General features: G+C 59.6%; 11 protein-coding genes. 6 read left to right on the forward strand and 5 right to left on the reverse strand.

What is annotated here, in order from left to right:
* Together polA and ACP15U_RS07355 are read right to left on the reverse strand one after the other, a co-directional pair.
* The gene (gene polA / locus ACP15U_RS07350) at positions 1–2,802 is read right to left on the reverse strand and encodes a DNA polymerase I (RefSeq protein WP_425044501.1); all 2,802 of its coding nucleotides are present in this window, start codon (positions 2,800–2,802) and stop codon (positions 1–3) included.
* A gap of 145 nt (positions 2,803–2,947) precedes the next feature.
* A complete protein-coding gene (locus ACP15U_RS07355; protein ID WP_425044502.1) occupies positions 2,948–3,121 on the reverse strand; it encodes a zinc-finger domain-containing protein in 174 nt (57 codons plus the stop codon).
* A 156-nt stretch (positions 3,122–3,277) separates the two neighbouring features.
* Between ACP15U_RS07355 and ACP15U_RS07360 the strand changes: the two genes are divergently transcribed.
* The 6 genes from ACP15U_RS07360 (at position 3,278) to ACP15U_RS07385 (ending at position 10,998) form a co-directional block, all read left to right on the forward strand.
* Entirely contained in the window at positions 3,278–6,181 is a 2,904-nt protein-coding gene (locus ACP15U_RS07360; RefSeq protein WP_425044503.1) for an error-prone DNA polymerase, read from the forward strand.
* Positions 6,182–6,216: 35 nt separating this feature from the next.
* On the forward strand, positions 6,217–6,465 hold the full coding sequence (locus tag ACP15U_RS07365; protein ID WP_425044504.1) for a hypothetical protein: 249 nt from the start codon (positions 6,217–6,219) through the stop codon (positions 6,463–6,465).
* Positions 6,462–6,878 (forward strand): hypothetical protein, encoded by a 417-nt coding sequence (locus ACP15U_RS07370; protein ID WP_425044505.1) that lies wholly within the window; start codon positions 6,462–6,464, stop codon positions 6,876–6,878. The genes ACP15U_RS07365 and ACP15U_RS07370 overlap by 4 nt, the downstream gene beginning before the upstream one ends.
* A 119-nt stretch (positions 6,879–6,997) precedes the next feature.
* Complete coding sequence (gpmI, locus tag ACP15U_RS07375) at positions 6,998–8,515, forward strand: 2,3-bisphosphoglycerate-independent phosphoglycerate mutase (protein ID WP_425044506.1); 1,518 nt, start codon at positions 6,998–7,000, stop codon at positions 8,513–8,515.
* Positions 8,512–9,657: a murein hydrolase activator EnvC family protein gene (locus ACP15U_RS07380; protein WP_425044507.1), complete on the forward strand. Its 1,146-nt coding sequence runs from the start codon at positions 8,512–8,514 to the stop codon at positions 9,655–9,657. Before gpmI ends, ACP15U_RS07380 begins: the two co-directional genes overlap by 4 nt.
* A gap of 6 nt (positions 9,658–9,663) precedes the next feature.
* Positions 9,664–10,998: a S41 family peptidase gene (locus ACP15U_RS07385; RefSeq protein ID WP_425044508.1), complete on the forward strand. Its 1,335-nt coding sequence runs from the start codon at positions 9,664–9,666 to the stop codon at positions 10,996–10,998.
* A gap of 89 nt (positions 10,999–11,087) precedes the next feature.
* Here the strand turns inward: ACP15U_RS07385 and ACP15U_RS07390 are convergent, their stop codons facing one another.
* The 3 genes from ACP15U_RS07390 to ilvD all read right to left on the reverse strand — a co-directional run bounded on the left by ACP15U_RS07390 (position 11,088) and on the right by ilvD (position 14,184).
* Positions 11,088–11,465 (reverse strand): hypothetical protein, encoded by a 378-nt coding sequence (locus tag ACP15U_RS07390; protein ID WP_425044509.1) that lies wholly within the window; start codon positions 11,463–11,465, stop codon positions 11,088–11,090.
* An 11-nt stretch (positions 11,466–11,476) separates the two neighbouring features.
* Positions 11,477–12,238: a DUF6478 family protein gene (locus tag ACP15U_RS07395; RefSeq protein WP_425044510.1), complete on the reverse strand. Its 762-nt coding sequence runs from the start codon at positions 12,236–12,238 to the stop codon at positions 11,477–11,479.
* Between the two features lie 182 nt (positions 12,239–12,420).
* Entirely contained in the window at positions 12,421–14,184 is a 1,764-nt protein-coding gene (gene ilvD / locus ACP15U_RS07400) for a dihydroxy-acid dehydratase (RefSeq protein ID WP_425044511.1), read from the reverse strand.
* Positions 14,185–14,299: the final 115 nt, after the last annotated feature.

The following is a 14,299-nucleotide window of genomic DNA, read 5'->3' on the forward strand; positions in this document are numbered from 1 at the left end:
CTAGTGGGCATCTGCCCAGTTTGATCCTTGCCCGGCATCGACCACAAGCTTGACGTCCAGCGCCACGGCAGGGTCGGCGGCATTCTCCATTACTGCGCGCGCGGTTTCGACGGTTTCGTCAACGGCTTCTGCCGGAACTTCGAACAGCAATTCGTCATGCACCTGCAACAGCATTCGGGCTGGAAGGTGAGAAATCGCACCCGGCATTCGCACCATGGCTCTGCGGATCACGTCTGCGGCGGTTCCTTGAATCGGGGCATTGATGGCTGCGCGTTTGGCAAATCCGGCACGCGGCCCCTTGGCGGCGATTTCGGGCGTGTGAATTCTGCGCCCGAACAACGTCTGGACGAACCCATGCTCTTTGGCAAATTCGACGGTGTCATCCATGTACCGGCGGATTCCCGGGAACCGCTCAAAGTAGCGGTCGATAAAGCCCTGCGCCTCGGCGCGTGGAATACGCAGGTTTCGCGCAAGACCGAACCCCGAGATGCCGTAGATCACACCGAAGTTGATGGCCTTGGCTTGCCGCCGGATGTCCGGCGTCATCTCATCAAGGGGAACATCGAACATCTCGGATGCGGTCATCGCGTGAATGTCCAACCCGTCCGAGAAAGCCTGTTTCAACGCGTCGATTTCGGCAATATGGGCAAGGATGCGCAATTCGATCTGCGAATAGTCCAGCGATACTAGAACATTACCGGGCTCAGCCACAAAGGCTTCGCGGATACGGCGGCCCTCTTCGGTGCGAACGGGAATGTTTTGAAGGTTCGGGTCAGTCGAAGCCAGGCGGCCCGTGTTGGCCCCGGTGATCGAATAGGACGTATGCACCCGCCCGGTATCGGGATTTATGTGGGTTTGCAGCGCGTCGGTATAGGTTGATTTCAGTTTGGACAGCTGCCGCCAGTCGAGAACCCGGCGCGGCAACTCGTGCTCCGTTGCCAGATCTTCCAGAATATCCGCACCGGTGGAATACTTGCCGGTCTTGCCTTTCTTTCCGCCTTCCAATCCCATCTTGTCGAAGAGGATTTCACCCAGCTGCGCCGGAGAGCCGACGTTGAAACTCTGGCCCGCAAGTTCGTGGATCTCAGCTTCGAGCCCAGCCATCTTTTGCGCAAAGGCATTCGACATGCGTGAGAGCGTTTCGCGGTCCACCTTGATCCCATGCATTTCCATCTCGGCTAAAACCGGGATGAGCGGACGCTCGAGGGTTTCGTAAACAGTGGTCACCTGAGCGCGGTGAAGTTGCGGCTTGAACAGTTGCCAGAGCCTCAGGGTAATGTCGGCATCTTCTGCGGCATAGGCGGTGGCTTCGTCGATCGGAACCTTGTCGAAGGTGATCGCCGACTTGCCCGAACCCAACAGCGGCTTGATTGGGATCGGCGTGTGGCTGAGGTACCGTTCGGACAAGGTATCCATGCCATGTCCGTGCTCACCACCATGCATGGCGTAGGACATGAGCATTGTGTCATCGACGGGCGCAACGGCAATGCCAAGCCGGGCAAAGATCTTGGCATCGTACTTCATGTTCTGCCCGATTTTGAGGATCGCAGGATCTTCCAAAACCGGTTTCAATGCAGCAATCGCATCGTCAACCGGCATCTGTCCTTCTGCCAGTGCGTCCGAGCCAAAAAGATCATCTGCCGCTCCGTCCCGATGAGTCAGTGGTATGTAGCAGGCCTGTCCCGGTTCCACGCAAAGCGAGATTCCGACCAGATCGGCGATCATCTCGTTCAGGCCTGTGGTCTCGGTATCCACGGCCACCCAGCCGCGTTCATAGATCTGGGCGATCCATGGCACCAATGCACTGGCATCGCGAACGCACTCGTATTTTGAGGCATCAAATGGAATGGCTTCGTTGGTCTCTTCGGCGGTTTCTGCGGCCGGGCTCTCGGTGATCACAGGAGGTTCCACCCCAAGCCGATCGGCGATCCGCTTGGTAAGTGTCCTAAACTCCATCTCTGCCAGGAATTCCATCAGTCGGTCCGGCTCCGGATCGCGCGTTTCCAGATCGTCCAGCGTGAAGTCCAGAGGTGTCTGGGCATCCAGCTGCACCAGCCTTTTGCTGAGTTCGATCTGATCTCGTTTCTCGATCAGGGTTTGCCTGCGTTTCGGCTGCTTGATCTCGTCGGCGCGGTCCAGAAGTTCTTCCAGAGTTCCGTATTCGTTGATCAGCAACGCTGCAGTTTTGATCCCGATGCCCGGTGCGCCGGGGACGTTGTCGACACTGTCGCCGGCGAGTGCCTGAACATCCACTACACGCTCGGGGCCAACGCCGAATTTCTCGACCACGCCGTCGCGGTCGATGCGTTTGTTCTTCATCGCGTCGAGCATCTCGACTCCGCCGCCGACAAGCTGCATCAGGTCCTTGTCCGAGCTTACGATGGTCACCCGCCCGCCGGCCTCCCGGGCCTGCACGGCCAGCGTTGCAATGATGTCATCTGCCTCGTAGCCCTCAAGCTCCTTGCAGGCGATGTTGAAAGCCTCGGTCGCGGCCCGTGTCAGCGGCATCTGGGGTCGCAGATCTTCAGGCATGGCCTCGCGGTTGGCCTTGTACTGATCGTAAAGATCGTTGCGGAAAGTATGCGACCCCTTGTCGAAGATAACCGCAAGGTGGGTCGGGGCGTCGGGGCCGTTGTTCCCTTCGACGTAGCGTTGCAGCATGTTGCAAAAGCCCGACACCGCGCCGATCGGCAGCCCATCGGATTTCCGCGTCAGGGGCGGCAATGCGTGATAAGCGCGAAAAATGAATGCCGATCCGTCGATCAGGTGCAGATGGCAGCCCTTTCCGAAATTCGTTGTCACCGCGCATCTCCCCTTTTCGTCTCACATCACTAATGGCACGGGCTGCGCCGCTGCGCTACCCGCCTGCGCCACCTGCGCGCACAACCAGCTGTTTCATCTTTTTAAAAATACTTAATGTCCGACCCTGGCTGCAATGTGCCCGGGCTCAGGCTTCGCGCCCCTTCAGAACGTATTTGCAGTCGCAATAGGGGCATTCGACCCAGCCCTGTTCCTCTGGGATCTGCAACCAGACACGCGGATGTCCCAAAGCTCCTTCGCCACCGTCACAGGCGACGCGTGAGGTTTCTACGATTTTGGTTTCCGGCGCTTCGATACTCATCGCTGGCTGTCCTCTTTTTCCGGGGCGCTGCCCCGTGGCTGATCGCTTCCCGTGTTTATGGGCGAAGGCTCAGGCCGGGGCAAGAGGGTGTCGTTGGGCGAGGTTGCAGCGGAGACTCGCAATGAGAACAAAACATGAATATAGTATCGAATTGCCATGTATGCCGAGTTGTCGATCACGTCTAATTTCACCTTCCTCACCGGGGCGTCTCACCCCGAGGAGTACATGGAGCGCGCGGTCATGCTGGGGTTGCCCGCGATTGCGATTGCCGACGACAATTCCGTGGCGGGAATAGTCCGCGCGCATAGTCGGGCCCGAGACATCACCCGCAGGGTGCGCGAACGTCTTGACTGGGAAGGGAAGAACACCCTGATCGGCCCACCAAGGCCCGACCATCTGCCCCGGCCTCCATCTTTCCCCGTCCATGCGGTGCCCCGGCTGATCCCGGCAGCGCGCCTGCTTTTTGCTGACGCGCCGCCGATTACCGCGTTGCCGCTGAATCGCAAAGGGTGGGCCAGCCTTTGCCGGATCCTCACCACGGGTCGGCGGCGGGCGGAAAAGGGGGCGTGCATTCTACACCTGTCCGATCTCGAGGAATTCGCCGAAGGTTTGCACCTGTTGCTCTGGCCTCAAACAGGATCATTGCCGGGCGGCGCGTTCGGCTGGGAGTCGCATGTGGATCGGTTGACGCGCCGCTTTGCGGGCCGGATGCACCTGCTGATGACCCCGCGCTATGATGGTTCCGATACCGTCCGCTTTGCCGCACTGGCGAATGGCGCGCGCAAGTTGGGTGTCCCCACGCTTGCCAGCGCCGCCCCCCGCATGCATCACGGCGCGCGGCGCAAACTGGCGGATGTGCTGAGCGCAATCCGCTTGCGTTGCAGGATCGAGCAGCTGGGTCGCAATGCGCTGGCCAATGGCGAACAGCGCCTGCGCTCGGCCGAGGAAATGCGAAAGATCTTTCGTGGCCATGAAGGCGCAGTCACCCGCGCGGAAGAGTTGAGCCAGCGCCTCACCTTCTCGCTGGATGAGCTGCGCTATGAATATCCCAGCGAGATCGCCGAAGGAGAGACGCCCGCCGAACGTCTGCACCGTCTGACCCATGAGGGGCTGGCCTGGCGTTATCCGGCGGGTGCGCCGCAAAGGGTGCAGGACATGCTGGCCCACGAGCTGGCACTGATCGGCAAGCTGAAATACGAACCCTATTTCCTGACGGTTCGCGATATCGTGCATTTCGCACGGGGGCGGGACATTCTTTGTCAGGGCCGTGGCTCGGCAGCCAACTCGGTGGTCTGCTACTGCCTCGGTGTGACAAGCGTATCTCCCGAGATGGGTACCATGGTGTTCGAGCGGTTCGTCTCCGAAGCCCGTGACGAGCCACCCGATATCGACGTGGATTTCGAGCATGAACGCCGTGAAGAGGTGATTCAGCATATCTATGAACGCTATGGCCGGCATCGGGCCGGCCTCTGCGCCACGGTGATCCATTACCGGGGCAAGCGGGCGATCCGCGAAGTCGGCCGCGCGATGGGTTTGACCGAGGACACCATATCGGCGCTCTCTTCCCAGCTCTGGGGGTTCTTTTCGGCCGACGGTCTCGAAGCGCAGCGCATGCGCGAGATCGGCCTCGACCCGGATGACCGCCGCCTGCAGCAGACCATGGCGCTGGTTTATGAGATCGTCGGCTTTCCGCGCCACCTGTCCCAGCATGTAGGTGGTTTCATCATCACCGAGGGGCGGCTGGATGAACTGGTGCCTGTCGAAAATGCAGCAATGGAGGGGCGCACGGTCATCTGTTGGGATAAGGATGACATAGATGCGTTAGGAATTCTGAAAGTGGATGTCCTTTCCTTAGGAATGCTTACCTGCATCCGCAAGGCGTTCGACCTGATTGGCCAGCATCACCAGACCGCTTATACGCTGGCCACGCTGCCACCGGAGGATCCCCGGGTCTATGACATGCTCTGCGCGGCGGACTCAGTCGGTGTCTTTCAGGTGGAAAGCCGGGCGCAGATGAACTTCCTGCCCCGGATGCGGCCGCGCAACTTCTATGATCTCGTCATCGAGGTCGCCATCATCCGCCCCGGTCCCATTCAGGGCGACATGGTGCACCCCTATATCCGGCGGCGGAACGGCGAGGAGGAGGTCTCTTTTCCGTCCGACGCGTTGGGTGAGGTGCTGGGCAAGACGCTGGGTGTTCCGCTGTTTCAGGAACAGGCAATGCAGATCGCCATCGTCGGTGCGGGGTTCAGCCCGGAGCAAGCCGACCGGCTGCGGCGTTCACTGGCCACGTTCAAAAAACATGGCAGCGTCAGCGAGTTTCGCGCGCTGTTCCTGCGTGGCATGGCGCGCAACGGCTATGACCGGGATTTCGCCGAGCGGTGTTTCTCCCAGATTGAGGGTTTCGGATCCTATGGGTTTCCCGAAAGCCATGCTGCCAGTTTTGCGCTGCTGGTCTATGCCAGCGCCTGGATCAAGTGCCATCACCCGGGCATCTTTGCCTGTGCACTGCTCAATTCGCAGCCGATGGGGTTTTATGCCCCGGCTCAGATCGTACGGGACGCACGCGAGCATGGGGTCGCCGTCCGCCCAATCTGCATTAATGCAAGTTTCTGGGACAACGTGATGGAACCAGACGGGCATGGCGGGCTCGCCCTGCGGCTGGGGTTTCGCCAGATCAAGGGGCTGAGAGAGGAAGACGCCAGCTGGCTCACGGCCGCGCGTGGCAATGGCTATACCGAGGTTGAGGATGTCTGGCGCCGTGCCGGTCTGTCGCCGGCGGTGATCGAGCGGTTGGCCGAGGCAGATGTGTTTATGGCCTGCGGCGTTGGGCGTCGCGAGGCGCTCTGGGCGGCCAAGGCAATCGCCACGGCTCAGCCGTTACCGCTCTTTGCACGGGAACTGGAAGGCGAGGCGATTACTGAGCCGGAGACCCGGTTGCCGCGGATGCAACTGGGTGAGGAGGTCGTGGAGGATTACGTTTCCATGCGCCTGAGCCTCAAGGCACATCCGGTGGCCCTGCTTCGGGACATCTTGACGCCCGGCGAGAAAGATATATAAACCTTGATACCAAGGTAACAATACCGGAGATTGCAATGCCAAACGTCAATCGCGTTCAGACTGGGCTGCGGCTGGAAACCCGTTTGCTGAAAACCATGAAGGCGCTGGCCGAATACCTCGACATCTCGGTCGCGGAACTTGTCGAGGGCATGGCATTGCACGCATTCGAAGGCAAAGCACCGTTCTCGGAAGAAACGTTGGAAAAGATCGCTGCCCTGAAACAGGTCTACGGTCTGGATCTGACGGCCGAGGACAGCCACAAATTGCAGGAGGATCCGAAATGAGCAACGACCCCAAGACATATGCAGAAATGGCCAACGAACTGATTGCCGGAAAACTGGACCCGGCGGGTTTCTCCCACCGGGCACATGTTGCGGTTGCCTACGAAATCCTTACCCGGCACGAGGTCTTTGAGGCGCTGGCGCTTTTTGCCGGTGGCTTGCAAAAACTGACAGAGGCCGCCGGCGTGCCCGAAAAATTCAATGCAACGGTGACCTTCGCATTCATCAGCCTGATCGCCGCGCGAATGGAAGAGCAGAAATATGTGGATTCCGAGGCGTTCCTGACGCGCAACCCTGATCTGCTGGGCAAGGCGGTTCTTGCGCCGTATTTCGGCTCTGAAGAATTGGTCAGCAATCTCGCCCGTAAGGTGCCGTTGATGCCCGGAATGGCCAAACTAAAACCGGTCGCAGCCTGAAACACATGGGTTAAGTTCGGAAAATCACGCAACAAGGGGGGCTGGTTGCGCTAAAGGCGGTTCACCCTTTCGCTGTCTGGGGGTAGAAGGCGCGCAAGAGCAGCAAACGGAGAAAAATCATGACCGCCCCCAAGCCCGTTGTCCTGTGCATTCTTGATGGCTGGGGATTGTCAGAGGATACCGTTGCGAACGCGCCTTATCTGGCCGACACCCCGACCTTTGATGCCATTATGACGAAAGGGCCGCATGCCCGCCTGATCACGCATGGCCCGGATGTCGGGCTGCCGACAGGGCAAATGGGAAACTCCGAGGTCGGACATACGAACATCGGCGCGGGCCGGGTTGTGGCGATGGATCTGGGGCAGATCGATCTGTCGATCGAAGACGGTTCGTTCTTTGAGAAATCGGCACTCCAGAATTTTATCTCCCAGATGAAAGAGAGCGGAGGCACCGCGCATCTGATGGGGCTGGTGTCGGATGGAGGGGTGCACGGGCATCTTGATCATATCGTGGCGGCCGTTGAAGCGATAACCCGTGCCGGGGTTCCGGTTGCGCTGCATGCCGTCACCGATGGTCGCGACGTGGCTCCAAAGTCGGCCTTTACCTATCTTGCCGAATTGGAAGAGAGACTTCCCTCAAAGGCGGAAGTCGTCACCGTATCAGGGCGATATTTTGCGATGGACCGGGACAACCGTTGGGACCGGGTCAGCGAAGCCTATTTTGCGATGATCAAGGGAGAAGGTCGGCAAGTGGCCACTGCACATTCTGCTGTGGACCATGCCTACAACCAATCGGAATCCGACGAGTTCATAGCGCCCACTGTAGTTGCGGGCTACGAAGGGGCCAAGGACGGCGACGGTTTCTTCTGTCTCAATTTCCGAGCCGACAGGGCGCGGGAAATCCTCAGGGCCATTGGTGAGCCCGGCTTTGACGCGTTTGATACGGGAAAGCGTCCGAAATGGGCGGCTCTTCTGGGAATGGTCGAGTACTCCGAAGGCCACAATGCCTACATTTCCACGGTCTTTCCTGCGCGCGACATCGTGAACACGCTGGGGGCGTGGGTGGCGAAACAGGGGCTGCGGCAGTTCAGGCTGGCGGAAACCGAGAAGTACCCGCATGTCACATTTTTCCTCAATGGAGGGAAGGAAGACCCGGAGCAGGGCGAAGACCGTTACATGGCACCATCGCCCAAGGTCGCGACTTACGACATGCAACCGGAAATGTCCGCCGATGAGGTAACCGACAAGTTCGTTGAGGCGATCGAGGCAGGTTATGATCTGATTGTCACCAACTACGCGAATCCTGATATGGTCGGACACACCGGCGATCTGAAGGCTGCAATCAAGGCTTGTGAGGCCGTGGACCGTGGACTGGCGCGCGTCGTTGATGCATTGATGCGGGCTGGAGGCGCAATGATTGTCACCGCAGATCACGGAAACTGCGAAATGATGGTGGATCCTGAAACCGGTGGGCCGCATACCGCCCATACGCTCAACCCAGTTCCGGTGGCGCTTGTTGGCGGTCCGGGAGGCGCACAGTTGCGCGAAGGGCGTCTTTCCGATCTGGCGCCGACAATTCTGGACCTAATGAATGTTTCGCTGCCGAAAGAAATGACTGGAAAGAGCCTTCTGTCATGAACCTGCGCGCCGCTAGTCTTGCCGCAGCGATCTGGGCGGGGCTGATCCCCTCGGTCCTGATGGCACAGGACGACCCGGCTGTTGCCGCCCGCGCGGCTGCCAAGCAGCTCGAAGCGGCTTCGGTCTCACTTGGGGAAGCGAACTCGGCGCGTGACAGGGTCAAAGCTCTGACGGGAACCGTTCGCGCCTATGAGGCCGGGCTTGCGGCCATGCGGGACGGGTTGCGCAGGGTTGCTACCCGCGAGGGACAGCTGAGCGCCCGGCTTCGTGCGCAAGAAGAGGAAGTCGCCCGGCTGATCGGCATCTTGCAGGTGATCGAGACATCGCCGCCTCCGGTTTTGTTGCTGCACCCATCCGGGCCGGTTGGGGCTGCGCGGTCCGGAATGATGCTGGCCGAGGTAACACCTGCTTTGGCCCAACAGGCAGACCGCCTGCGCCACGACCTTGAAGAGGTGCAGACCTTGCGCCTGTTGCAACAGAATGCGGCCAAGACGCTGGAAAGCGGGCTGGTCGGCGCCCAGCAAGCACGGGCCGAGCTGAGCAAGGCCGTTGCCGACCGAACAGATCTACCGTCACGATTTACCGAAGATCCGGTGAGGACTGCGATCCTTCTTTCATCGACCGAGACACTAGAGGGGTTTGCCAGCGGCCTGTCCGAGGTGGCCGAAGGTGAGATCGAAGAAACGTCGGCCAATATTCTGGCGCTCAAGGGAACATTGGGGTTGCCGGTTCAGGGCCTAGTTCTGCGACGTGCCGGTGAAGCGGATGCCGCTGGGGTCGATCGACCGGGCATCCTTGTTGCAGCGAGACCCCGTGCGCTGGTAACCACACCGACTTCTGCAACAATCCGCTATCGCGGGCCGCTGCTAGATCTTGGAAATGTGGTCATTCTTGAACCGCAGCCCGGAACACTCTTTGTTCTGGCAGGCTTGCAGGAGGTCTTCGGAGAGACAGGGCAGGTTGTTCCCGAAGGCTCTCCGGTTGGGCTAATGGGCGGCGCGGCGCCGCAAAGCGGAACGTTTTTGTCACTAAGCAGTGATGGCACTGGAACTGACCGGTCAGAAACGCTCTATATAGAAGTCAGAGAGGGCGGCAGCCCGGTGGATCCGGAGCAGTGGTTCCAAACCGACAAGGATGGATAGAACGAAATGAAAAAATTCGTGATGGCCGCGGTGGGCGGTACGGTGGCCGGGGTCGTGGCAACCACGCAGTTTGCAGGTCCGCTGGTGGCGGAGGAATCCGTGCGCAGCTCCAGCGTTTACGAACAGCTGGACCTGTTTGGTGACATCTTCGAGCGGATTCGCATTCAATACGTAGAAGAAGTCGACGAAGCCGAACTGATCGAGGCCGCGATTGACGGGATGCTGACGTCGCTGGATCCGCATTCCAGTTATCTATCCCCCGAAGATGCTGCCCAAATGCGGGTTCAGACCCGGGGTGAGTTTGGCGGGCTCGGGATCGAGGTCACCCAAGAGGAAGGCTTCGTCAAAGTTGTCTCCCCCATCGACGGAACGCCTGCAGACGAAGCCGGGATCGAGGCCGGCGATTTCATTACCCATGTTGACGGCGAAAGTGTGCTGGGTCTGACGCTGGACTCGGCGGTGGACCTGATGCGCGGCCCCGTCGGGTCTGAGATTGTGATTACCGTCGTGCGTGAAGGCGAGGCTGAACCGTTCGACGTTTCCATCATCCGCGACACCATCAAGTTGACCGCAGTGCGGGCGCGCACCGTCGGAGACAGCGTGGTGCTGCGTGTGACAACATTTAATGATCAAACCACGCCGAACCTCATTGCAGGTTTCGAAGAGCAGGTCGAAGAAGCGGGCGGCATGGACAAGGTCAACGGCATTGTGCTGGATCTGCGAAACAACCCCGGAGGACTGCTGACCCAGGCAATTCAGGTTGCTGACAGCTTTCTCGAAAAGGGCGAAATCGTCTCGACCCGTGGGCGCCTGCCGGAGGATGGCGAACGGTTCAACGCTGAGGAGGGGGACTTGGCCGGAGGAAAACCCATCGTTGTGTTGATCAACGGAGGGTCCGCATCCGCGTCCGAGATCGTCGCCGGGGCACTTCAGGATCATCGCAGGGCGATCGTTGTTGGAACCAAGAGTTTTGGCAAAGGATCGGTTCAGACGGTTATGCCGCTACGTGGAGATGGCGCCATGCGCCTGACCACGGCGCGCTACTATACGCCGTCTGGCCGCTCGATTCAGGCACTCGGTGTCAGCCCCGATATCGTTGTCGAACAACCGCGCCGACAGCCTCCGACCGAGGAAGAGGAGGACAACGGCCGCCGGACGCGTTCCGAGGCCGATCTGCGGGGCAGCCTGAACAATGACAGCCTTTCGGAAGATGAGGCGCGCCAGATCGAGGAAGATCGCGCCAAGGCAGAAGCCGCTGCTGAGCTTCGCGAAGAAGACTACCAGCTCGCTTACGCCATCGACATTCTCAAGGGATTGTCGGCACTGGGCCCAACCGAGTGAAACAAATTTCGAACTGATTGATTTTGACGGCTCGCGAGTTCGCGGGCCGTTTTCTGTTTCTGGTCAGGGCTGATCGGGTATCCGCATGATCAGGCAGTCTCCAAGCAATGGCGGCGGAACGCGCGTTTGAGCATATCCAGCTCCGACCGCAAAAGCTCAACCTCGGCTCGCAGGTCATCTGCGAGTGCCTCTCCGGCAATCAGTGAAAAATCCGCCAGTTTGGTATCCGTTTCCCCATCAAATATCAAAAATGTCTGAACGCCATCGGCGACAGCATGGGACGGAACCGGCACTGTCAGGGTCCATTCCCCGACGGAATCGGCCTCGGTCATTTCGACGCCCTCGACAGGCTTGTCCTGATGGGTGACCCGGATCCCGGGCCGCTTTCCGGAATTGCCAGCACCTGTTATCCGGCCTTCCCAGATGCCGTTGCGCAGACGGATTTTCGTAACGGTGAGTTCGCTCATCCCAGCTCCTCCTAGAGTGCCGCGCGGCGGTGGCGGGCAAAGGTGACATCCCTCAGGATCACCTGATTCATTTCCGGTGCTTCAAAAATCAGGTCGAGCCAGGCCTTTTCGATCCGCTTTTCGTTCAGACGCGAATAGGCAAGATCAAACTCGACCATGATGTCCTTGGCGTCCAACGGCAGTTCCAGAACGATCTGTTCGGTGTTCGGGCCATGACGAATGTTCAGACGGGCAAAAATCTCCAGTGGTTTTTCGGTTTCAATGATCGTGTTCAACCGCAGAAGATGCTGACGGGTAAGACCCGCTGCCGCTTCCGCAGGCAGGTCGATCACCAAAGAAAGAAAGCTGCCGTCAAACTTGAACACGTCGAGCCGAAGGCCGTATGGAGCCAGATCCTCTTCGTGGGTATTGCGCAACTGGCGCAAGGTGAGTTCCGAGAAATCGCAGTCGTGGAACAGGGTCACCTCGGATCCTAGCATGGACTTGGTTGGGGCAGAGCTGATACCCGGGCGGGCCAGAGGCCCGCGCCACAGTTCCGGTCGCCACGACCAGTCGGTTCCGTGTGGCCGTGGAAAGAACGATGACCCGATCATAGGAAGTGCCAGCCGACCGTCGGCAATATGAACAAGCTTGTCCAAATGAGTGCGCAACTGGCGAGCCTGATTGCGCTGAACTCGCAGCTGCGAGAGGTTTGTATGCCCCGCCGATCGCGCGGCCCGCCGCCAGCGGCGCAGAGCTCGGAGATGGAACAGGCGGTCTAGGATGCTGCTCATTTTGGACCTGTCGCGAGTGCGTGCGTGATGGCACGTCTTTGTTTCTACTTATGAAACAAAAGGGTTGCGGTCAAATGAACCTGCTCGTTCAGGTCAAATGGTTGCAAAAAACCCGCCGGAAAGGTCTCCGGCGGGTCTGTCGGGGCGACGCCCCCTTTGCATGTTGAACCTGCCAGACCGGGTCAGAGATCCATGTATTCGTGCTTTTCGGCCTTGCCACCGGGTTGTGTGACGGCGCCCTTGTAGGTTTCGCCGACAAGCTGAGCGTATTTCCACAAGGCACCCGAGGCATAGATGGTTTCCCGCGGACCCTTCCAGTCCGCCTTGCGTGCCGCAAATTCATCTTCGCTGAGGTCAACCGAGATTTCACCCGAGATTGCGTTGATGGTGATCATATCGCCATCCTTGAGCAAGGCGATCGGACCGCCCTGCGCGGCCTCGGGACCGACGTGACCAACGCAGAACCCCCGGGTCGCACCGGAGAAGCGCCCATCGGTGATCAGTGCCACCTTTTTGCCCATGCCCTGCCCTGAGAGCGCGGCAGTGGTGGCGAGCATCTCGCGCATGCCGGGACCGCCTGCGGGGCCTTCGTTGCGGATCACGATGACTTCGCCTTCTTTGTAGGCCCGGTCCTTGACGGCGGCAAATGCGTCTTCTTCGCATTCGAACACACGAGCCGGCCCCGAAAAGACCTGTTGATCTTCGGTCATGCCGGCAACTTTGACGATCGCACCCTGCGGAGCCAGATTGCCTTTCAGGCCGACAACGCCACCGGTTTTGGTGATCGGATTGTCGATCGGGTAGATCACGCGGCCGTCGGCTTCGCGGTCGATGCGGTCAAGTTCCTCGCCGATGCTGCGACCGGTTGCTGTCATGCAATCCTCGTGGATCAGCCCCGCCTTGCGAAGCTCCTTCATAACGACCGGGATGCCGCCGGCATCAAACAGATCCTTGGCCACGAACTGACCGCCGGGTTTCAGGTCCACGAAATAGGGTGTGTCACGGAAAATGTCGCAGACATCTTCGAGGAAGAACTCGATCCCTGCCTCGTGTGCAATCGCGGGAAGATGCAGGCCGGCATTGGTCGAACCGCCGGTGCAGGCAACGACCCGTGCAGCGTTTTCCAGCGATTTACGGGTAACCACGTCGCGGGCACGGATGTTCTTTTCAAGCAGATCCATCACAGCCTGGCCTGATGCCTCGGCATATTGGTCCCGGCTTTCATAGGGTGCGGGCATGCCAGACGAATTCATCAATGCCAGTCCGATTGCTTCAGACACACAGGCCATGGTGTTGGCGGTGAACTGACCGCCGCACGCGCCTGCCGATGGACACGCAACGCGTTCCAGCATCTCAAGCGCGGCGTCCGACATCTGCTCGTTCTGATGGCGGCCAACCGCCTCGAACATGTCCTGCACGGTCAGGTCCCGCGAACGGAAGTCTTCGGGGATCTCCTCGACCTGAGGGGCCTTGCCCGGAAGGATCGAACCGCCATAGATGAACACAGAAGGCACGTTCAGGCGAACCATGGCCATCATCATGCCAGGCAGCGATTTGTCGCAGCCCGCAAGGCCAACCAGCGCATCATAGCAATGTCCGCGCATGGTCAGTTCGACGGTGTCGGCAATCGCCTCGCGGCTGGCAAGCGAGGAACGCATCCCCTCATGTCCCATCGCGATACCGTCAGTCACGGTGATGGTGGTAAACTCTCGCGGCGTGCCAAAGGCTTGCTTGACACCCATCTTGACCGACTGTGCTTGGCGGTTCAGAGCAATGTTACAGGGTGCGGCTTCGTTCCAGCATGTTGCCACACCGACCAGAGGCTGATGGATTTCATCTTCGGTCATGCCCATCGCATAATAATAGGACCTGTGGGGTGCCCGTTCGGGGCCCTCGGTCACATGGCGGCTGGGAAGTTTGGTCTTGTCGAACTGGCGCTTGAGCATTGCTGGTCTCCCGAATGTCGTTTCCAAGGGCATAGCCCCGCGTTCTGAAAGGCACAAGTCGGAACGCCGCCGCAGTCGGTATCCTTGTATTGACGGCAGCCAGTGCTTACCGTTT

The organism is Primorskyibacter sp. S87, from assembly GCF_049801055.1.
GTDB lineage: Bacteria > Pseudomonadota > Alphaproteobacteria > Rhodobacterales > Rhodobacteraceae > JBNAGF01.

What these genes read in the sequence shown, in the direction of transcription:
- ACP15U_RS07355 (WP_425044502.1), bottom strand. Translation starts at nt 3,121, where the DNA reads ATGAGTATCGAAGCGCCGGAAACCAAAATCGTAGAAACCTCACGCGTC.
- ACP15U_RS07360 (WP_425044503.1), top strand. Translation starts at nt 3,278, where the DNA reads ATGTATGCCGAGTTGTCGATCACGTCTAATTTCACCTTCCTCACCGGG.
- ACP15U_RS07365 (WP_425044504.1), top strand. Translation starts at nt 6,217, where the DNA reads ATGCCAAACGTCAATCGCGTTCAGACTGGGCTGCGGCTGGAAACCCGT.
- ACP15U_RS07370 (WP_425044505.1), top strand. Translation starts at nt 6,462, where the DNA reads ATGAGCAACGACCCCAAGACATATGCAGAAATGGCCAACGAACTGATT.
- gpmI (WP_425044506.1), top strand. Translation starts at nt 6,998, where the DNA reads ATGACCGCCCCCAAGCCCGTTGTCCTGTGCATTCTTGATGGCTGGGGA.
- ACP15U_RS07380 (WP_425044507.1), top strand. Translation starts at nt 8,512, where the DNA reads ATGAACCTGCGCGCCGCTAGTCTTGCCGCAGCGATCTGGGCGGGGCTG.
- ACP15U_RS07385 (WP_425044508.1), top strand. Translation starts at nt 9,664, where the DNA reads ATGAAAAAATTCGTGATGGCCGCGGTGGGCGGTACGGTGGCCGGGGTC.
- ACP15U_RS07390 (WP_425044509.1), bottom strand. Translation starts at nt 11,465, where the DNA reads ATGAGCGAACTCACCGTTACGAAAATCCGTCTGCGCAACGGCATCTGG.
- ACP15U_RS07395 (WP_425044510.1), bottom strand. Translation starts at nt 12,238, where the DNA reads ATGAGCAGCATCCTAGACCGCCTGTTCCATCTCCGAGCTCTGCGCCGC.
- ilvD (WP_425044511.1), bottom strand. Translation starts at nt 14,184, where the DNA reads ATGCTCAAGCGCCAGTTCGACAAGACCAAACTTCCCAGCCGCCATGTG.